The sequence below is a fragment of the Streptomyces sp. SID9727 genome (assembly GCF_010550605.1).
In the GTDB taxonomy this organism is placed as follows: Bacteria; Actinomycetota; Actinomycetes; order Streptomycetales; family Streptomycetaceae; genus Streptomyces.
The window spans coordinates 12,283-30,820 of sequence record NZ_JAAGNI010000184.1; the positions used below are offsets into that span (position 1 = coordinate 12,283).

An 18,538-nucleotide genomic window follows, 5' to 3' on the forward strand; every position below is an offset into this window, starting at 1 on the left:
ACGGATGACCACCGCACTCCTCCCCATCCCCGCCCCCGCCGCCCGCATCGCCACCCTCACCGGCGCCGCGGCCGCCCTCGCCGGCACCCTGCTCCCCTGGACCTGGACCTCCGAATTCCCCGGCGACCTCACCGTCACCGGATACCCCGGCGGCCTCCAGGTCCTCACCCTCACCGGCGCGATCCTCACCCTGCTCCTCGCCCTCACCGGCTACGGCATCCCCGGACTGCGCTGGCTCACCCCCGCCGGCACCCACAGCCCCGTCCGCCTCGCGGCCCTCGCCACCTTCGGCACCACCGGCTACGCCATGGGCGCCATCTCCTACGAACTCGGCGGCGTCGTCAACCTCGAACCGGGAGCCTGGGTCAGCGGCATCGGCGCACTCGTCGCCGTCATCGCCTCCCTCGCCCTCCCCTACGACGTCCCACTCCCCGCCGACGGCCCCGCGCCGAACGCCTGGCAGCGCTTCCGCAACAGCCTCGCCGCACCCTCGGCACCCCGCGCCAAGGCCCTCCCGGCCTGGGCCGAGATCCTCATCATCGCCGTCGCCTTCGGCCTCGCGCTGTACATCTTCACCTACGGGATCGACATCCCCACCGAGGACTCCGAACAGTTCATCGGCTTCCTCATCACCGCGGCCTTCGCCTTCACCGCACTCACCCGGGCCGGCCTCATCGCCCGCCTCACCGCGCTGACCGCCAAGCACCGCAACGTCACCCTCGCCGCGGCCCTCGTCGCCGCACTCTGCTTCCCCTTCACCCAGGACACCGCGGAATACGCCCTCATCGGCGTCAACATCCTCATCTTCGCCACCGTCGCCCTGGGCCTCAACGTCGTCGTCGGCCTCGCCGGCCTCCTCGACCTCGGCTACGTCGCCTTCCTCGGCGTCGGCGCCTACACCGCCGCCCTGGTCTCCGGCGCACCCCTCTCCGCGATCGGCGTCAAGTTCCCCTTCTGGGCCGCCGTCCTCACCGGAGCGGTCGTCTCGATGATCTTCGGCGTCCTCATCGGCGCCCCCACCCTGCGCCTGCGCGGCGACTACCTCGCCATCGTCACCCTCGGCTTCGGTGAGATCTTCCGCGTCACCGTGAACAACCTCAACGGCAACAGCGGCCCCGACCTCACCAACGGCTCCCAGGGCATCCCCAGCATCCCCGACCTCAACCTCTTCGGGATCGACTTCGCCCTCAGCCACGACGTCGGACCCTTCACCCTCAGCAGGCCGGCCAACTACTACCTGCTGATGCTCGTCGTCACCGCCGTCGTCGTCCTCGTCTTCCGCCGCTCCGGGGAATCCCGCATCGGCCGCGCCTGGGTCGCCATCCGCGAGGACGAGACCGCCGCCACCGCCATGGGCATCAACGCCTTCCGGCTCAAGCTCCTCGCCTTCGCCCTCGGCGCCACGCTCGCCGGCCTCGCCGGCACCGTACAGGCACACGTCAACTACACCGTGACCCCCGAGCAGTACCAGTTCGCCGGATCCGTACCCCCGAACTCCGCGTTCCTCCTCGCCGCCGTCATCCTCGGCGGCATGGGAACCCTCAGCGGACCCTTCGTCGGCGCCGCACTGCTCTACCTCATCCCGGCCAAGCTCCAGTTCATGCAGGACTACCAGCTCTTCCTCTTCGGAATCGCGCTCGTCCTCCTGATGCGCTTCCGGCCCGAGGGCCTGATCGCCGACCGCAGGAAACAGCTCGAATTCCACGAGACCGACCAGCTCGACGTGCCCACACCCCGGAAGTCCGACGAAACGGACGCCGGCATCGCCAAGGCGGGGGCGTAACACCATGACCACCACCACGGAAACCGCCACCAGGACGACCGTCCTGGACGCCAGCGGGGTCACCATGCGCTTCGGCGGCCTCACCGCCGTCCGCGACGTCGACCTCCAGGTCAACACCGGCGAGATCGTCGGCCTCATCGGCCCCAACGGCGCCGGCAAGACCACCTTCTTCAACTGCCTCACCGGCCTCTACGTCCCCACCGAGGGCAAGGTCAGCTACAAGGGCACCGTCCTCCCGCCCAAGCCCCACCTCGTCACCAAGGCCGGCATCGCCCGCACCTTCCAGAACATCCGGCTCTTCGCCAACATGACCGTCCTGGAGAACGTCCTCGTCGGACGCCACACCAGGACCAAGGAAGGGCTCTGGTCCGCCCTGCTCCACCTGCCCGGCTACCGGGCCGCGGAGAACTCCAGCCGCGAACGCGCCATGGAACTCCTGGAGTTCATCGGCCTCCAGAACAAGGCCGACCACCTCGCGCGCAACCTCCCCTACGGAGACCAGCGCAAACTGGAGATCGCCCGCGCCCTCGCCAGCGAGCCCGGCCTCCTCCTCCTGGACGAGCCCACCGCCGGCATGAACCCCCAGGAGACCCGCGTCACCGAAGAGCTCATCTTCGCGATCCGGGACCAGGGCATCGCCGTCCTCGTCATCGAGCACGACATGCGCTTCATCTTCAACCTCTGCGACCGCGTCGCCTGCCTCGTCCAGGGCGAGAAACTCGTCGAAGGCACCGCGTCCGAGGTCCAGAGCGACGAACGCGTCATCGCCGCCTACCTCGGCACCCCCTTCGAAGGCGCCCCCGGCGCCGACGAAGTCGCCGAGGTCGAAGCCGCCGAGGCCCACACGAACACCGAAGAGACGGAAGAGGAGGGCAACCGATGACCGCACTGCTGGAGGTCGAGGACCTCCGCGTCGCCTACGGCAAGATCGAAGCCGTCAAGGGCATCTCGTTCACCGTCGACACCGGCCAGGTGGTCACCCTCATCGGCACCAACGGCGCCGGCAAGACCACCACCCTGCGCACCCTCTCCGGGCTGCTCAAACCGCTCAGCGGCCGCATCCTCTTCGAGGGCAAACCGCTCACCAACGTCCCCGCTCACAAGATCGTCTCCCTGGGCCTCGCCCACTCCCCCGAGGGCCGCCACATCTTCCCCCGGCTGACGATCGCGGAGAACCTCCTCCTCGGCGCGTACCTCCGCAACGACAAGGCGGGCATCGAGAAGGACGTCCAGCGCGCCTACGACCTCTTCCCCATCCTCGGGGAGCGCCGCAAGCAGGCCGCCGGAACGCTCTCCGGCGGCGAGCAGCAGATGCTCGCCATGGGCAGGGCGATGATGTCCCAGCCCAAGCTGCTCATGCTCGACGAGCCCTCCATGGGCCTCTCGCCGATCATGATGCAGAAGATCATGGAGACCATCGTCGAACTCCGCGCCTCCGGCACGACGATCCTCCTGGTCGAGCAGAACGCCCAGGCCGCGCTGTCGCTGGCCGACCAGGGCCACGTGATGGAGATCGGCAAGATCGTCCTCTCCGGCACCGGGGCGGACCTCCTCCACGACGAATCCGTCCGCAAGGCGTACCTCGGCGAGGACTGAGCGCTTACGCGTACGAGAAAGGCCCGCGCCACGTGGCGCGGGCCTTTCTCCTGTTCTACGGTGGCTGCTACTCGGCGGCCTTCTTCTTCTCCTCGGCGTCCTCGATCAGGGCCTCCGCGAGCTGCTGCATCGACAGCCGGCGGTCCATGGACGTCTTCTGGATCCACCGGAACGCCTCCGGCTCGGACAGCCCGTAGTCCGTCTGCAGGATGCTCTTCGCCCGGTCCACCAGCTTCCGCGTCTCCAGCCGCTGCGCGAGGTCGGCGACCTCGTTCTCCAACGCCTTCAGCTCGGAGAACCGGGACACGGCCATCTCGATCGCCGGAACGACGTCGCTCTTGCTGAACGGCTTCACGAGGTACGCCATCGCCCCGGCGTCCCGGGCCCGCTCCACGAGGTCGCGCTGCGAGAATGCGGTGAGCATGAGCACCGGCGCGATGGACTCCTCCGCGATCTTCTCGGCGGCGGAGATCCCGTCGAGGACCGGCATCTTCACGTCCAGGATGACCAGGTCCGGCTTGTGCTCCCGCGCCAGCTCGACGGCCTGCTGCCCGTCCCCGGCCTCGCCGACGACGGAGTAGCCCTCCTCTTCGAGCATCTCCTTGAGGTCGAGGCGGATGAGTGCCTCGTCCTCGGCGATGACGACGCGGGTCGTCAGCGGCGGAACGTGCGACTTGTCGTCATCGGCGACGGGCTGGGGCGACTCGGGGGTGGTCACGGGGCTCCTTGGTCCAGGGCAGGGACTGCTGCGAAGCAGCCTACCTACCTGCTCTCTGCTTCTGTTACCAGGTACACTGCTGCCCGGGTTACCAAGCCGGGTTGGCGCAACTGGTTGACGCGGAGGTCTCAAACACCTCTGTCCGAAAGGACGTGTGGGTTCGAATCCCATACCCGGCACATTTCCGGAAAGCGGATGTTCACGTTCTCGTGAACATCCGCTTTTTGCTGTGCGCGCCAGGTCCGGATTGCTCATCGTATTCCCATGAACTTCCACGGCACGGAATTACGGCAGAACGCCCTCATCCTTCTGCGCGGCGGCGCACGCAACGCAGATGTCGCGCGGAAGCTGAACGTGCCCACCGGCACGATCAGCTACTGGAAGCACAAGGACCGGGCCAAGCGCGGCGAGTGTCCGGGCTCGCACGATCCGACGTGCCACCGGTGCGACGGTGTCGATCTTGAGGAGGCCGCGTACACATACCTCTTGGCCCTCTACCTGGGCGACGGGCACGTCAGCCACTATTCACAGCACCGCGTGCCCAGTCTCATGATCACGCTTGACGATTCCTGGCCCGGCATCCAGAACGAGGCTGAAGCTGCCATGCGGAACGTTTTCCCCGAAAATTCGACGTGCCGCGTCCGAAAGATCGGTTGCCACAACATCAAGGTCTACTCCAAGCACCTTCCGTGCTTGTTCCCTCAGCACGGCCCAGGGCGAAAGCACGAGCGCGCGATCGTGTTGGAGAGCTGGCAGCAGCACATCGTCGACTCACACCCGTGGGCGTTCGTTCGCGGCCTGATCCATTCCGATGGATGCCGCATCACCAACTGGACCACCCGGGTCGTCGCAGGCGAGCGCAAGCGGTACGAGTACCCCCGGTACTGGTTCACCAACGTCTCCGACGACATCCGGCAGCTGTACACCGACACCCTCGACAAGCTCGGCGTCCAGTGGACGCACTGCACACGCGCGGGCAAGGAGTACAACATCTCCGTCGCCCGACGGGCGTCCGTGGCCCTCATGGACGCTCACGTCGGGCCGAAATACTGAGCCGCCCTACTTCGGGCTGTCGTCCTCGCCGATGTGGTGTACCCGGACCAGATTCGTGGAGCCCGCGACACCCGGCGGGGAGCCGGCCGTGATGACCACGACGTCGCCCTTCCGGCAGCGGCCGATCTTCAGCAGCTCCTCGTCCACCTGGGCCACCATCGCGTCCGTGGAGTCCACGTGCGGGCCCAGGAACGTTTCGACGCCCCACGTCAGGTTCAGCTGGGAGCGCGTGGCCGGGTCCGGGGTGAAGGCGAGGAGCGGGATCGGGGAGCGGTAGCGCGACAGCCGCTTCACCGTGTCGCCGCTCTGCGTGAAGGCGACCAGGAACTTCGCGCCGAGGAAGTCGCCCATCTCCGCCGCGGCGCGGGCCACCGCGCCGCCCTGGGTGCGGGGCTTGTTGCGCTCGGTCAGCGGCGGGAGCCCCTTCGCGAGGATGTCCTCCTCGGCCGCCTCCACGATGCGGGACATCGTGCGGACCGTCTCGATCGCGTACGTGCCGACGCTGGTCTCACCGGAGAGCATCACCGCGTCCGTGCCGTCGATGATCGCGTTCGCGACGTCGGAGGCCTCGGCGCGAGTGGGCCGGGAGTTGTCGATCATCGAGTCGAGCATCTGGGTGGCGACGATGACCGGCTTGGCGTTGCGCTTGGCGAGCTTGATCGCGCGCTTCTGGACGATCGGGACCTGCTCCAGCGGCATTTCGACGCCCAGGTCGCCGCGGGCGACCATGATGCCGTCGAAGGCGGCGACGATGTCCTCGATGTTCTCGACGGCCTGCGGCTTCTCGACCTTGGCGATGACGGGGAGGCGGCGGCCCTCCTCGTCCATGACGCGGTGGACGTCCTCGATGTCCCGGCCGCTGCGGACGAAGGAGAGGGCGATGATGTCGGCGCCCGTGCGGATGGCCCAGCGCAGGTCGTCGATGTCCTTCTCGGAGAGCGCGGGGACGGAGACGGCGACGCCGGGGAGGTTGAGGCCCTTGTGGTCGGAGACCATGCCGCCCTCGATCACGGTGGTCCGGACGCGGGGGCCGTCGACCTCGGTGACCTCCAGGGTGACGCGGCCGTCGTCGATCAGGATGCGCTCACCGGGGGTGACGTCGGCGGCGAGGCCGCTGTACGTGGTGCCGCAGCCGTTGCGGTCGCCGTCCATCGGTTCGACGGTGATGGTGAAGTCGTCGCCGCGTTCAAGGAGTACGGGGCCTTCGCGGAAGCGTCCGAGGCGGATCTTCGGGCCTTGAAGGTCGGCGAGGACGCCGACGCTGCGGTGTGCCTCGTCGGACGCCTTGCGCACGCGGTGGTAGCGCTCTTCGTGTTCGGCGTAGCTGCCGTGGCTGAGGTTGAGGCGGGCGATGTCCATTCCCGCCTCGACGAGGGCCTTGATCTGGTCGTACGAGTCGGTCGCGGGTCCCAGGGTGCAAACGATTTTGGCTCGGCGCATGGTTCGAGCCTAGACCTTACCTATGGGTAGGTAATTGGCTGTGAATGACTGCTCAACCACCTTTGCGTGAAGGGTTATTGACAAGTGTTGAATTGTGCGGCGGCGTGCTCGGATGAGCACGCGCCGGTCTCCTGGTGGGTGGGAATTCAAAGTTTCGGCGGGGTCATGGTGAAGCGGGCGTTCACCTGCGCGTACACGGTCTGCCGCTGCGGTTCGAGGTCGACGGGGGGCGGCGGCGGGGCGCCCCCTCCGGCGGGGGCGGGCATCGCGCCGCCGTAGCCGCCGGTCCTGGCGTACGCGACGGGGGCGGCGTTCTCCGCGCCTATGTCGGCGAGTTCGACCAGGGCGGCGAGTTCCGCGCCGAGTGCTCCGGCGTATTCGCGGGCGCGCTGGACGGCTTCGCGGACGGCTTGGCGGCGGGCTTCGCCGTGGGCGGGTGAGGTGGGGCGGAGGGCCCACCAGGGTCCGTTGACGTGGGTCATGTCGAGGTCGCCGACGCGGGTGACGAATTCGCCGAGTGCGGTGAAGTCGTTGAGGACGGCGGTGATGTAGACGCGGCCGTGGTAGGCGCGGATCTTCTCGTCGCGGCCTCGTTGGACGAGTTCGGGGTGGATGGAGAGGGCGCCGGTCTCGATCTTCTCGACGGCGTCGCCGTAGGTGCGGGCGAGTTCGAGGACGGTGGTGTTGCGGCGGGTGAGGTCTTCGAGGGCGGCGCGGCGGTCCTTGCCGCGGGCGGTGACGGTGATGGAGAGGCGGGCGGTCTCCGGGTCGACTTCCAGGCGTGCTTCGCCGCGGACGGCGAGGCGGGGCTGGTCCGGGGTGCCATAGGGCTGGGCGGGCTCGGTCATGGGTCCACTGTGGCATCCGGGTGTGACAGTCGGGGCGTTGGCGGCCGGACGTCGTGATGTCGGTGTGTGGTCATGGAACGGAAACCTGCCGGGGGTGTTGCCGGGGGTGGTGTGTGGGTGATTATCTACGCGCGTTGTCCGGCGTGTGGGTGTGCCCTGGGGGCCGGTCTACACGCGTCACCCCTGGTGTGTCGGACGGCGTACGACGGAACTTCGCACCAAGTGAACCGATATGTGGGAGACGAGATGCCGCTGAACCGAAGGACGTTCCTGGGGACATCGGCCGCGGCCGGCGCGGGTGCGGTGGTGGTGGGCGGCGTCGCGTCGCCCGCCCAGGCGCACGGGCGCGGGCAGGGCCATGGTCACGGGCGTCCGCAGAAGCGGTACGCGTTCACGGTGATGGGGACGACTGACCTGCACGGGAACGTCTTCAACTGGGACTACTTCACGGATGCCGAGTTCGACGACAAGGACCACAACGACGTGGGTCTGGCGAAGATCTCGACGTTGGTGGAGCAGGTGCGGCGGGAGAAGGGCCGTCAGAACACGCTGATGATCGACGCGGGTGACACGATCCAGGGCACGCAGCTCTCGTACTACTACGCGAAGATCGACCCGATCACGGCGAAGCGTGGTCCGGTGCATCCGATGGCGCAGGCGATGAACGCGATCGGCTATGACGCGGCGGCGCTGGGGAACCACGAGTTCAACTACGGGATCCCGGTGTTGCGGAAGTTCGAGGAGCAGTGTGATTTCCCGCTGCTCGGGGCGAACGCGCTGGACGCCAAGACGTTGCGGCCGGCGTTCGCGCCGTATGTGATCAAGAAGCTGCGGACGCCGCACGGGCGGGATGTGAAGGTGGGGATCCTGGGCCTGACGAACCCGGGGATCGCGATCTGGGACAAGGCGAACGTGAGCGGGAAGATGGTGTTCCCGGGTCTTGAGGAGCAGGCGGCGAAGTACGTGCCGCGGCTGCGTTCGATGGGTGCGGACGTGGTGATCGTGTCGGCGCACTCGGGGAACAGCGGGACGTCGTCGTACGGGGACCAGATTCCGTACGTGGAGAACGCGGCGGGTCTGGTGGCGGAGCAGGTGCCGGGGATCGACGCGATCCTGGTGGGTCACGCGCACCTGGAGATTCCCGAGTACTTCGTGGAGAACAAGGAGACCGGGAAGAAGGTCGTACTCTCGGAGCCGTTGAAGTGGGGGCAGCGGCTGACGCTGTTCGACTTCGAGGTGGTGTGGGAGAAGGGCCGCTGGGTGGTCGAGAAGGCCGGTTCCCGGGTGCTGAACTCGAACACGGCGGCGGAGGACCGCAGGATCACGAAACTGCTGGCGGACGAGCACGAGAAGGTCGTGGCGTACGTCAACCAGGTGATCGGTACGGCGGCGTCGGAGATGACCACGGCGGAGGCGGCGTGGAAGGACGAGCCGATCATCGATCTGATCAACGTCGTCCAGGCGGAGACGGTGAAGGCGGCGCTGGCGGGCGGTGAGTACGCGGAGCTTCCGGTGCTGTCGCAGGCGTCGTGCTTCTCGCGTACGGCGCGGATCCCGGCCGGTGATGTGACGATCAAGGACGCGGCGGGTCTGTATCCGTTCGAGAACACGCTGGAGGCGCGTCTGGTGACGGGTGCGCAGATCGTGGATTACCTGGAGTTCTCGGCGAAGTACTACGTGCGGACGGCGGCGGGCGCTCCGGTGGATCCGGAGAAGCTGACGAATGCGGAGAACACCCCGGACTACAACTACGACGCGGTGTCGGGGCTGACGTACGACATCGACATCGCGAAGCCGGTGGGTTCGCGGATCGTGAATCTGTCGTTCGAGGGGAAGCCGCTGGATCCGAAGGCGCAGTTCGTGCTGGCGGTGAACAACTACCGGGCGAGCGGGGGCGGCAATTTCCCGCATGTCCCGGCCGCGAAGCAGCTGTGGGCGAATTCGGAGGAGATCCGGAACACGATCATCGCCTGGGTGCAGGCGAAGGGTTCGGTGGACGGTGCGGAGTTCGCTTCGGTGGACTGGAAGCTGACGCGGGACGGTGTGCCGGTTTTCTAGTGGCGTCTGTAGGGGTGTGACGGCGGCCCCTTTCCCTTCCGCGGGTGCGGTGGGAGAGGGGCCGCCGTGCTGGGTGGGTCAGCGGGTGCCGAGGAGGGTGCGCCAGGTGTTCGGGCCGATGACGCCGTCGGCGGCGAGGTGGTGCTTCTTCTGGAAGGAGAGGGTCGCGGACTTGGTCGCGGGGCCGAAGCTGCCGTCGACGGCGAGGCTGTAGCCGTAGAGCTTGAGCTGGTTCTGGGCCGCCTTGACGGCGTTGCCCTTGGTGCCGTACTTGACGGTGACGATGAGCTTGGACCAGGTGTTGGGGCCGATGACGCCGTCGGCGGCGAGGCCGTGGGCCTTCTGGAAGCGGATGACGGCGGCGCGGGTCGCGGGGCCGAAGCTGCTGTCGGCGGCGATGGAGTAGCCGCGTGCGATGAGGAGTTGCTGGGCGGAGCGGACGTCGGTGCCCTGGGAGCCGCTCTTGAGGACGGGCCAGGCGGCGCTGGGGGTGGAGGGCGTCGTGCTGCCTCCGCCGCTGCTGCTTCCGCTGAGCTTGAGGGGGCGGTAGGGGTCGTAGTTGTCCTTGCCGATGCCGTAGCTGAGGGTGCGGTGGGTGGTGCCGTGGGAGCCGCGCTGCTCGTAGGCCCAGTAGGAGCTGTGTGAGGCGTTGGCCCACTTCTCGAAGATGACGACGTGGCGGAAGTCGCCGTCGCTGGTGCTGGCGTCGATGAGGAGGTCGCCCTTTTTGAGCTGGCTGGTGCTGCTGAGGTGCTTGGTGACGCCGCTGGCGGAGCTGGCGAGGCCGACGGTGTTGAGGCCGGGCTTGCCGAGTGCGAGCGCCATGGAGACGAATCCGGAGCAGTCCTGGCGGTAGCCGTCCTTCCAGACGCGCTGCATGCTGTACGGGACCTGGTGGCCGCCGTTGGCGGTGAGCCAGGTGCGGGCCCGGTTGATCATGGTGTCGGGGGAGATCGTGCCGGAGGCCATGGAGGCTATCTGGTCGGCCTGGGTGACGAGGTCGCTGTCGGCCTCGGGTTCGGGGCCGTAGTCGGTGTCTCTGGTGGCGGCGACGTTTGCCTGGTCGGTGGTGTCGTCGGTGAGCGACGGTACGACGACCACGGCGGCGGCGATTCCCGCGGCGACGAGGCCGGCGAGGGCGATCTGCGTACGGCGTGTGATGGACATGGGTCCCCCGATGCGAGTCCAGGTGCGGCACACGGTCCGACGGCGCCCGTTGGTGCGGGGTGCTGTCGTTCCTGGTGTGCCGCCTGAGGTGGCTGACGGGGCACCACGATGGCAAGTGGGGGGTTGTCGGCCCAGCGTTGTGCGAAAGCCGCATCCGGTAGTGACGTGACCTCAACAATGTCGGCGATTGGTGGGCGGCTTGTCTCGGGGGCCGGGTGGGTCAGTTGTTCTGGGTGAGGGGGACGAGGGTGGGTTGCTGGGTGGGGATGGCGGGTTGAGTGAGGCCGAAGGTGGTGAAGGCGGTGCGCTGCGGGAGGGGGTAGGGGGTGGTGCCGGTGAGGTTGTTGAGGATGGTGGCGCTGCGCCAGGCGGCGAGGCCGAGGTCGGGGGCGCCGACGCCGTGGGTGTGGCGTTCGGCGTTCTGTACGTAGATGTGGCCGGTGATGGCGGGGCCGAGGTCGAGGCGGTGGTGCGCGTCGATGCGGGGGCGGCCGGCGGTGTCGCGGCGGAGGTGGGGGGTGAGGTGGTGGAGGAGGGTGTCGAGGGGGCGTTCGCGGTAGCCGGTGGCGAGGACGACGGCGTCGGTGGTGAGGCGGGTGCGGGTGGATTGCTGGGTGTGTTCGAGGTGGAGTTCGACGCGGGTGTTGGCGACGCGTCCGGCGGTGCGGACGGTGACGCCGGGGGTGAGGGTGGCGTCGGGCCAGCCGCCGTGGAGGGTGCGTCGGTAGAGCTCGTCGTGGATGGCGGCGATGGTGTCGTGGTCGATGCCTTTGTGGAGTTGCCATTGCTGGGGGACGAGGGTGTCGCGGACGGTTTCGGGGAGGGCGTGGAAGTAGCGGGTGTAGTCGGGGGTGAAGTGTTCGAGGCCGAGTTTCGAGTACTCCATGGGGGCGAAGGCGGGGGTGCGGGCGAGCCAGTGGAGTCCTTCGTTGCCGGTGGGGCGGGCGCGGAGGAGGTCGAGGAAGATCTCGGCGCCGGACTGTCCTGAGCCGATGACGGTGATGTGGCGGGCCTGGAGGAGGCGTTCGCGGTGGTGGAGGTAGTCGGCGGAGTGGATGACGGGGGCGGTGCCGGTGCCGGTGAGGGGTTTGAGGGGGTCGGGGATGTGGGGCTCGGTGCCGATGCCGAGGGCGATGTGGCGGGTGTGGGTGCGGCCGAGTGATGCGGCTTCGCCGTGGGTGTCGAGCTGGGTGTGGTCGATGTCGAAGCGGGCGGTCTGGGGGTCCCAGCGGATGGCGTCGACCTGGTGACCGAAGTGGAGGCCGGGGAGTTGTGTGCTGACCCAGCGGCAGTAGGCGTCGTATTCGGCGCGGTGGATGTGGAAGCGCTCGGCGAAGTAGAAGGGGTAGAGGCGGTCCTGGGCGCGTTGGTAGTTGAGGAAGCTCCAGGGGCTGGTGGGGTCGGCGAGGGTGACGAGGTCGGCGAGGAAGGGGACTTGGAGGGTGGCGCCGTCGATGAGGAGTCCGGGGTGCCAGTGGAAGGCGGGGCGCTGTTCGTAGAAGGCGGTGGTGAGGGGGGTGGGGAGGCCGTGGGCGAGGGCGGCGAGGGAGAGGTTGAAGGGGCCGATGCCGATGCCGACGAGGTCGTGGGTGCGGTGGGGGTCGGGGGTGGGTGGGGCGGCGGTCATCGGAGGGTGCTGCCTTCCTTGAGTTCGGCGGCGAGGTGGGTGACGAGGGTGAGGAGGCGGTGGAGGTCGTCGGGGGTGGTGTGGGGGTTGAGGAGGGTGGCCTTGAGCCAGAGGCGGCCGTGGGTGTGGGTGCGGCCGAGTACGGCGTGGCCGCGGGTGAGGAGGGTTCGGCGGATGGTGGCGACGGTGTGGTCGTCGGCGTCGGTGGGGCGGAAGAGGACCGTGCTGATGGTGGGGCGGTCGTGGAGGTCGAGGCCGGGGGTGCGGGTGACGAGGTCGGCGAGGGTGTGGGCGGCGGCGCAGGTGCGGTCGACGAGGTCGGCGAGTCCGGTGCGGCCGAGGGCCCGGAGGGTGACGGCGATTTTGAGTGCGTCGGGGCGGCGGGTGGTGCGCAGGGAGCGGCCGAGGAGGTCGGGGAGGCCGGCTTCGGTGTCGTCGTCGGCGTTGAGGTAGGGGGCCTGGTGGTGGAGCGGGTGGAGGTGGTGGCGGTCGGGGACGGCGAGGATGCCGGCTGAGGCGGGTTGCCAGCCGAGTTTGTGCAGGTCGAGGGCGACGCTGTGGGCGCGGTCGAGTCCGTCGAGGAGGGGGCGGTGGGTGGGGCTGAAGAGGAGGGGTCCGCCGTAGGCGGCGTCGATGTGGAGTTCGGCGCCGTGGCGGGTGCAGAGGTCGGCGATGTCGGTGAGGGGGTCGATCCGGCCGGTGTCGGTGGTGCCGGCGGTGGCGGTGACGAGGAGGGGGCCCTGTCCTCGGTGGCGGGCGAGGGTCTCGTGGAGTGCGGGGATGTCGATGACGCCGTCGGGGGCGGGCACGGTGAGGGGTGCGGGGAGGCCGAGGAGCCAGGCGGCGCGGGTGATGCTGTGGTGGGCGTTGGCGCCGGTGATGGTCTGGACGGGTCCGTGGCGTTCGCGGGCGAGGAGGAGGCCGAGTTGGTTGGCTTCGGTGCCGCCGGTGGTGATGAGGGCGTCGGGTGCGGGGTGGTGGGGGTAGATCTCGGCGGCGAGTGCGGCGGTGGTGTCGGCTTCGAGGGTGGAGGCGGCGGGGGCCTGGTCCCAGGAGTCCATGGAGGGGTTGAGGGCGGAGGCGGCGAGGTCGGCGGCCGCGGCGAGGGCGAGGGGCGGGGTGTGGAGGTGGGCGGCGCAGAGGGGGTGGGCGGGGTCGGCGGCGCCTTCGGTGAGGGCTTGGACGAGGGTGGCGAGGGCGTGGTGGGCGCCGGTGCCCTGGTCCGGGATGAGGGGGGTGAGGGCGGTGCGGGTGCGGGGGGTGACGGTGTCGGGTCCGCCTGCGGGGAGGGGGCCGTCGCGGCGTCGGGCGCCTTCGGCGAGGGCGGTGAGGACGGTGTCGAGGAGGGGGCGCAGGGCGTCGGGTCCGGTGGTGGTCCCGGCGAGGGGCGGTACGGGCATGGGGCGGGTGGTCCTTCGGGCGCGCGTGGTCGGGGTGCGGGCATGGTCGTGTCCGGAAAGTCCCGTCGTACGTCCGGAGGGCGTCGCGGGCCAGGCGGGACTTTCCGGGCACGGCCATGGGTGTGCGTGCCAGCTTGTCCGGGTTTCTGGTGGCGCGGCCGGGTTGCCGGGTGATCTGAACTCGAAAGGGTGGCGGGGCCCGGGTGGGGGCGGGTGGCGGGTGGTCGGGGTGGTATGGGTGTGCCCGGCGCGCTCCTCGGGGTGAGGGGCGGGCCGGGCACGGGTGGTGCGGGTGGGGTCAGTTGGCGTCGCGGACGTGCAGGGCGCGGCGCAGGTCGTCGATCTGGTCGATGAGTTTGCGGCGGAGGGCCGGGGTGAGGGCCGGGTCGTCGAGGGCTTGTTCGCCGGTGCGGAGGCTTTCGGCGTCGACGGCGTGGACGGGGAAGGCGTTTCGCCCGGCGGCCTCGGCGATGGCGGGGCCGCGGCGGGCGGCGAGCTGGGCGGCCTCGGGATAGAAGCGGGGCACGTATGCGCGTACGAGGTCGGTCTGTTCGGGTTGCCAGAAGCCTTGGGCGGTGGCGGTGAAGAGGTAGTTGGAGAGGCTGTCGTCGTGGAACATCGCGTCCCAGGCGGCGGCCTTGGCCTCGGGGGTGGGCAGGGCGGCGCGGCAGCGGGCGGCGCCTTCCTGGCCGGTGGCGCTGGGGTCGTCCTCCAGGGCCGCGTCGATGGCGGTCTCGTCGGTGGCGCCGAGGACGGCGAGGCGGGTGAGGATGCGCCAGCGCAGTTCGGGGTCGAGTTCGGGTCCGCCGGGGACGGTGTCGTCGGCGAGCCAGCCCTGGATGGTGTCGGGCTGGGTGGCGGCGTCGATGAGGTGGCGTACGGCGGTGAGGCGCAGGCCGGGGTGGGTTCCGTCCTCGGTGCGGCGGATGAGGTCGCGGCAGAGGGAGGTGAGCGTGGCGAGGGCGGCGGGCCGGTGCTCGGGGGCGGTGTAGCGGCTGGCGACGTGGGTGTCGGCGAAGGCGAGGACGCCTTGGAGGAGGGCGAGGTCGGTCTCGTACGGGAGGTGGGCCCGGGCGGCTTCGAGGTAGGTGCTGGGGGCGAGTTCGCCGTCGCGGACCATGTCGCGGGCGGCGTTCCAGACGACGGCGCGGGTGAGGGCGTCGGGGATGCCGGAGAGGCTGTCCAGGACGGTGTTCCAGGAGTGCGGGTCGAGCCGGACCTTGGCGTAGGTGAGGTCTTCGTCGTTGGGGACGACGAGGGCGGGGCGGCGGCCGGGGCGGGTGACGGGGGCTTCCTGGGGGATGCCGGCGTCGAAGCGTTCGCGCAGGACGAGGGGGGTGGGGCCGTGCTGGGTGTCGAGGCTGTGGTCGTAGACGCCGACGCTGATGCGGTGGGGGCGGGTGCCCCGGTGGTCGACGGTGAGGGACCAGGTGGTGTCGGTCTCGGTGGTGTGCGCGGCGAGGGTGTCGACGCCGGTGGTGCGGAGCCACTGCTCGGCCCAGGCGTGGACGTCCCGGTCGGTGGCGGAGGCGAGGTTGTCGATGAAGTCGGCGAGGGTGGCGTTGCCGAACTTGTGGCGGGCGAAGTGGGTGTTGATGCCGGCGAGGAAGTCCTTCTCGCCGAGCCAGGCGACGAGCTGGCGGAGGGCGGAGGCGCCCTTGGCGTAGGAGATGCCGTCGAAGTTGAGGAGCGCGGAGGCGGTGTCGGGGACGTCGGCCGGGTCGGGGGCGACGGGGTGGGTGGAGGGGCGCTGGTCGGCGTCGTAGCCCCAGCCCTTGCGGGCGACGCCGAAGTCGACCCAGGTGTCGGTGAACCGGGTGGCTTCGGCGAGGGTCTGGTAGCCCATGTACTCGGCGAAGGACTCGTTGAGCCAGATGTCGTCCCACCAGGCGAGGGTGACGAGGTCGCCGAACCACATGTGGGCCATCTCGTGGGCGATGACCATGCCGCGGGTCTGGCGTTCGGTGTCGGTGACGGCGGAGCGGTAGATGAATTCGTCGCGGAAGGTGACGAGTCCGGGGTTCTCCATGGCGCCGGCGTTGAATTCGGGGACGAACGCCTGGTCGTACGAGTCGAAGGGGTAGGGCTCGGTGAACTTCTCCTGGAACCGGTCGAAGCAGGCCCGGGTGATGTCGAGGATCTCGTCGGCGTCGGTGTCGAGGTGGGGGGCGAGGGAGCGGCGGCAGTGGATGCCGAAGGGCAGTCCGGCGTGCTCGGTGGTCACGGAGTGCCAGGGGCCGGCGGCGACGGCGACGAGGTAGGTGGAGAGCGGCGGGGTGGGGGCGATGGTCCAGCGGCCGTCGCCGGTGTGCTCGGCGGTGCCGTTGCCGAGGACGGTCCAGCCTTCGGGGGCGGTGACGGTGAGGGCGAAGACGGCCTTCAGGTCGGGCTGGTCGAAGGCGGCGAAGACGCGCTGGACGTCCTCCATGAAGAGCTGGGTGTAGACGTATGTCTCGTTGTCGCTGGGGTCGGTGAAGCGGTGCATGCCTTCGCCGGTGCGGGAGTAGCGCATGGCGGCGTCGACGTGGATGGTGTGCGGGCCTTCGGTGAGCCCGGTGAGGGGGTACCGGTTCTCGGTGAGGTGCGCGGGGTCCAGCGGCTGCCCGTCGAGGCTGATCGAGCGCAGGGTGGCGGGCTTGACCTCGATGAAGGTGTCACCGGCCGTGCGGGCGGTGAACTCGATCACGGTGCGGGAGTCGAAGGTCTCCTCCCCCGCGGTGAGATCGAGTTCGATCGTGTATCGCTGTACGTCGAGGATCTGGGCTCGGGCCTGCGCTTCATCGCGCGTCAGTACGGACATGGGGACATGCTGCCGTATGCGCGGGGCGGCGCGCAGGCGGGTTCCGGTGGGGCGGGGGGCCGCCCGGCGGTCCTTTGAGCGCTAAGATTCTTACCCCATTGTGTACCTGCGCGGAGGTGTGGCCGGGATGGCGGAGCAGGCGGACGCGGTGGCGTCGATCGTGGCGGACTGGCGGCGGGAGCGGCCGGAGCTGGACACGGCTCCGCTGGAGGTCTTCGGCCGGCTGCACCGGGCGTTCCTGCGGTACAGCACGGCGATTTCGCGCCCGGTGGAGCGCAAGGGCCTGTCGATGGCCGGCTTCGACGTGCTGACGGCGTTGCGCAGGGCGGGGGCGCCGTTCCGGCGTACGGCGGGTGAGCTGGCGGATTCCGGGCTGATCAGCTCGGCGGGTGTGACGCTGCGGATAGACCGGCTGGAGAAGGACGGGCTGATCCGGCGGGAGCGTGATCCGCAGGACCGGAGGGTGGTGCACTCGCGGCTGACGGACGAGGGTCTCTCGCTGATCGACGCGCTGTTCTCGGAGCACCTGGAGAACGAGCGGCGGATGCTGGCGGGGCTGTCGGAGGCGGAGTGCGTGGAGCTCGCGCGGTTGCTGGGGAAGCTGGAGCGGTCGGTGCTGTCCGCGGAGGGCGGGGAGTAGGCGCTACGCGGGGGCGCCGGGACCCCGGCGCGGGGATGTCCTCCATCGCCGGACGGGCTTGTTTTCGTCCCGCGCGGGGGTGTCCTCGGTCGCCGGACGGGCTTCGCGGGAGGACACCCCCGCTGGTGTCAGGAGGCCGTGGCCTGGGTCTCCGCCTCCGTGCGGTACATGCGGCGGACGCGGACCACGCCCAGGTCGTGCTGGTAGAGGTTCTCCGCCTGGTCGGCGTCGGCGCGCAGGTCCTCCAGCATGACGCGGTCCTGTTCGAGGACCTCCCAGTGGCGGTCCTCCAGGAGCGTCTTGTACAGGAAGCGCCAGGTGTCGCGCTGCCAGCCGGTGACCTTGCGGTAGCGCCAGAAGAAGACGGCGCAGCGGTCCTCGTCGATGGGGGTGGCCATGCCGACGATGCCGAAGGGGCCGCCGGGGCCGGCGGTCGGCGGGTAGGGGATGGTGAGGTCGACCCAGTCGACGCCGGTGCGGCAGAGCTCGACCCAGTCGAAGTTGACGCCGCTCTGGTCGGTCTTCTCGAAGAAGAAGCCGCGTTCGGTCTCGCGGATGCGGAAGCGGGCGGTGGTCTGGCCCTCGGCCATGCTGTGCGAGTCGCGGTGGAGGAACGAGCCGTGCATGGGGTCGAGCAGGTTCTCGACGGCGTAGCGCCAGTTGACGTTCCACTCGGCGTAGCAGAGGAACGCGGAGGTGCCGGGGTCGGTGAGGGGTTCGGGCAGGGTGAGCGGGACGGGTTCGGCGTGGGCGTGGTCGCCGAAGTAGGCGAGGACCGCGCCGCCGGTCTCGATGAGGTGGGGGGCGGCGACGAGCTGTTTGCCCTCCAGGTTGCAGCCGGGGAGCCCGGGGACGGCGGCGACGGTGCCGGTGCCGTCGACCTGGACGCCGTGGTACCAGCAGGCGATGCGGTCGCCGAGGTGTTTGCCGAGGGAGAGGCGGGCGCCGCGGTGGGGGCAGCGGTCCTCCAGCATGTGGAGGGTGCCGTCGGCGCGGCGGAAGAGGAGCCATTCCTCGCCGAGGAGGGTGAGCCGTTTCATGCCGCCCGCGGGCACGAAGTCCGAGGGGCAGACGGCGTACCACTGGTTGCGGATGCCGGTGGCGAAGAGGCGGTCGGCGGTGCGGTCGCCGGGGCGGGCGACCTCGGAGGGGCGGGTCGGGGTGGTGGCGGTGGTCATGGCTGTCTCACGCTCCCAGTCGTCGCATCTCGGTGCGGAAGGTGTCCTCGGTCCAGGGGCTGCCGTCGGGTGCGGGCAGGTCGCGGGCGTTGAGTCCGGCGACGAGTCCGGGCAGGTCGTGTGCGCCGCCGCCGAAGACCTCCTCGATCACGGCGGCGAGCTTCTTCTCGTACGGGGTGGGCTCGGCGGTGCGGGCCTGGTGCGGTTCGAGGTACTGCGGGCCGGTCATG

Annotated in this window: 15 protein-coding genes and 1 tRNA gene; 7 read left to right on the forward strand and 9 right to left on the reverse strand. The window is 69.7% G+C overall.

Annotated features, from left to right (window positions below; all coding sequences use genetic code 11):
- The first annotated feature begins 4 nt into the window (after positions 1 to 4).
- From G3I41_RS12560 to G3I41_RS12570, 3 genes are read left to right on the forward strand one after another with little or no spacing between them, the layout of a single operon-like run.
- The gene (locus G3I41_RS12560; RefSeq protein WP_164400291.1) at positions 5 to 1,783 is read left to right on the forward strand and encodes a branched-chain amino acid ABC transporter permease; all 1,779 of its coding nucleotides are present in this window, start codon (positions 5 to 7) and stop codon (positions 1,781 to 1,783) included.
- Positions 1,784 to 1,787: 4 nt separating this feature from the next.
- Entirely contained in the window at positions 1,788 to 2,666 is an 879-nt protein-coding gene (locus G3I41_RS12565; RefSeq protein WP_164400292.1) for an ABC transporter ATP-binding protein, read from the forward strand.
- The gene (locus tag G3I41_RS12570) at positions 2,663 to 3,379 is read left to right on the forward strand and encodes an ABC transporter ATP-binding protein (RefSeq protein ID WP_164400293.1); all 717 of its coding nucleotides are present in this window, start codon (positions 2,663 to 2,665) and stop codon (positions 3,377 to 3,379) included. The genes G3I41_RS12565 and G3I41_RS12570 overlap by 4 nt, the downstream gene beginning before the upstream one ends.
- A gap of 67 nt (positions 3,380 to 3,446) precedes the next feature.
- Here G3I41_RS12570 and G3I41_RS12575 read toward each other — a convergent pair whose 3' ends face one another.
- Entirely contained in the window at positions 3,447 to 4,097 is a 651-nt protein-coding gene (locus G3I41_RS12575; protein WP_018104545.1) for a response regulator, read from the reverse strand.
- Between the two features lie 95 nt (positions 4,098 to 4,192).
- On the opposite strand from G3I41_RS12575, the gene G3I41_RS12580 reads away from it, so the two are divergent.
- Both G3I41_RS12580 and G3I41_RS12585 read left to right on the forward strand, forming a co-directional pair.
- Positions 4,193 to 4,276 (forward strand) — tRNA-Leu (locus G3I41_RS12580).
- A gap of 85 nt (positions 4,277 to 4,361) precedes the next feature.
- The gene (locus G3I41_RS12585; protein ID WP_164400294.1) at positions 4,362 to 5,150 is read left to right on the forward strand and encodes a helix-turn-helix domain-containing protein; all 789 of its coding nucleotides are present in this window, start codon (positions 4,362 to 4,364) and stop codon (positions 5,148 to 5,150) included.
- A gap of 6 nt (positions 5,151 to 5,156) precedes the next feature.
- Here G3I41_RS12585 and pyk read toward each other — a convergent pair whose 3' ends face one another.
- Both pyk and G3I41_RS12595 read right to left on the reverse strand, forming a co-directional pair.
- Positions 5,157 to 6,590: a pyruvate kinase gene (gene pyk / locus G3I41_RS12590; protein ID WP_164400295.1), complete on the reverse strand. Its 1,434-nt coding sequence runs from the start codon at positions 6,588 to 6,590 to the stop codon at positions 5,157 to 5,159.
- Positions 6,591 to 6,736: 146 nt separating this feature from the next.
- Positions 6,737 to 7,438, reverse strand: coding sequence for an SIMPL domain-containing protein (locus tag G3I41_RS12595; RefSeq protein ID WP_164400296.1), 702 nt, complete (start codon positions 7,436 to 7,438; stop codon positions 6,737 to 6,739).
- Between the two features lie 246 nt (positions 7,439 to 7,684).
- Between G3I41_RS12595 and G3I41_RS12600 the strand changes: the two genes are divergently transcribed.
- On the forward strand, positions 7,685 to 9,496 hold the full coding sequence (locus G3I41_RS12600) for a 5'-nucleotidase C-terminal domain-containing protein (protein WP_164400297.1): 1,812 nt from the start codon (positions 7,685 to 7,687) through the stop codon (positions 9,494 to 9,496).
- Between the two features lie 78 nt (positions 9,497 to 9,574).
- Here G3I41_RS12600 and G3I41_RS12605 read toward each other — a convergent pair whose 3' ends face one another.
- From G3I41_RS12605 to pepN, 4 genes are all read right to left on the reverse strand, one after another.
- On the reverse strand, positions 9,575 to 10,663 hold the full coding sequence (locus G3I41_RS12605) for a peptidoglycan-binding protein (protein WP_164400298.1): 1,089 nt from the start codon (positions 10,661 to 10,663) through the stop codon (positions 9,575 to 9,577).
- Between the two features lie 220 nt (positions 10,664 to 10,883).
- Positions 10,884 to 12,290, reverse strand: coding sequence for a SidA/IucD/PvdA family monooxygenase (locus G3I41_RS12610; RefSeq protein WP_164400299.1), 1,407 nt, complete (start codon positions 12,288 to 12,290; stop codon positions 10,884 to 10,886).
- Entirely contained in the window at positions 12,287 to 13,690 is a 1,404-nt protein-coding gene (locus G3I41_RS12615; protein ID WP_164400300.1) for a pyridoxal-dependent decarboxylase, read from the reverse strand. The genes G3I41_RS12610 and G3I41_RS12615 overlap by 4 nt, the downstream gene beginning before the upstream one ends.
- Before the next feature lie 298 nt (positions 13,691 to 13,988).
- Positions 13,989 to 16,490, reverse strand: coding sequence for an aminopeptidase N (gene pepN / locus G3I41_RS12620; protein ID WP_164400301.1), 2,502 nt, complete (start codon positions 16,488 to 16,490; stop codon positions 13,989 to 13,991).
- A gap of 127 nt (positions 16,491 to 16,617) precedes the next feature.
- Here pepN and G3I41_RS12625 point away from each other — a divergent pair, with 127 nt between their 5' ends.
- Positions 16,618 to 17,130: a MarR family transcriptional regulator gene (locus G3I41_RS12625; RefSeq protein ID WP_073968269.1), complete on the forward strand. Its 513-nt coding sequence runs from the start codon at positions 16,618 to 16,620 to the stop codon at positions 17,128 to 17,130.
- Positions 17,131 to 17,258: 128 nt separating this feature from the next.
- On the opposite strand, the gene G3I41_RS12630 is transcribed toward G3I41_RS12625, so the two are convergent.
- Positions 17,259 to 18,308, reverse strand: a complete 1,050-nt coding sequence (locus G3I41_RS12630; protein ID WP_164400302.1) for an aromatic ring-hydroxylating dioxygenase subunit alpha — start codon at positions 18,306 to 18,308, stop codon at positions 17,259 to 17,261.
- Positions 18,309 to 18,315: 7 nt separating this feature from the next.
- Positions 18,316 to 18,537, reverse strand: a complete 222-nt coding sequence (locus tag G3I41_RS12635; protein ID WP_164400303.1) for a recombinase-like helix-turn-helix domain-containing protein — start codon at positions 18,535 to 18,537, stop codon at positions 18,316 to 18,318.
- Position 18,538: the final 1 nt, after the last annotated feature.

Bases quoted from the DNA above. Each gene is read 5' to 3' on its own strand.
- G3I41_RS12560 (WP_164400291.1), top strand. From the start codon at position 5: ATGACCACCGCACTCCTCCCCATCCCCGCCCCCGCCGCCCGCATCGCC.
- G3I41_RS12565 (WP_164400292.1), top strand. From the start codon at position 1,788: ATGACCACCACCACGGAAACCGCCACCAGGACGACCGTCCTGGACGCC.
- G3I41_RS12570 (WP_164400293.1), top strand. From the start codon at position 2,663: ATGACCGCACTGCTGGAGGTCGAGGACCTCCGCGTCGCCTACGGCAAG.
- G3I41_RS12585 (WP_164400294.1), top strand. From the start codon at position 4,362: ATGAACTTCCACGGCACGGAATTACGGCAGAACGCCCTCATCCTTCTG.
- pyk (WP_164400295.1), bottom strand. From the start codon at position 6,590: ATGCGCCGAGCCAAAATCGTTTGCACCCTGGGACCCGCGACCGACTCG.
- G3I41_RS12595 (WP_164400296.1), bottom strand. From the start codon at position 7,438: ATGACCGAGCCCGCCCAGCCCTATGGCACCCCGGACCAGCCCCGCCTC.
- G3I41_RS12600 (WP_164400297.1), top strand. From the start codon at position 7,685: ATGCCGCTGAACCGAAGGACGTTCCTGGGGACATCGGCCGCGGCCGGC.
- G3I41_RS12605 (WP_164400298.1), bottom strand. From the start codon at position 10,663: ATGTCCATCACACGCCGTACGCAGATCGCCCTCGCCGGCCTCGTCGCC.
- G3I41_RS12610 (WP_164400299.1), bottom strand. From the start codon at position 12,290: ATGACCGCCGCCCCACCCACCCCCGACCCCCACCGCACCCACGACCTC.
- G3I41_RS12615 (WP_164400300.1), bottom strand. From the start codon at position 13,690: ATGCCCGTACCGCCCCTCGCCGGGACCACCACCGGACCCGACGCCCTG.
- pepN (WP_164400301.1), bottom strand. From the start codon at position 16,490: ATGTCCGTACTGACGCGCGATGAAGCGCAGGCCCGAGCCCAGATCCTC.
- G3I41_RS12625 (WP_073968269.1), top strand. From the start codon at position 16,618: ATGGCGGAGCAGGCGGACGCGGTGGCGTCGATCGTGGCGGACTGGCGG.
- G3I41_RS12630 (WP_164400302.1), bottom strand. From the start codon at position 18,308: ATGACCACCGCCACCACCCCGACCCGCCCCTCCGAGGTCGCCCGCCCC.
- G3I41_RS12635 (WP_164400303.1), bottom strand. From the start codon at position 18,537: ATGACCGGCCCGCAGTACCTCGAACCGCACCAGGCCCGCACCGCCGAG.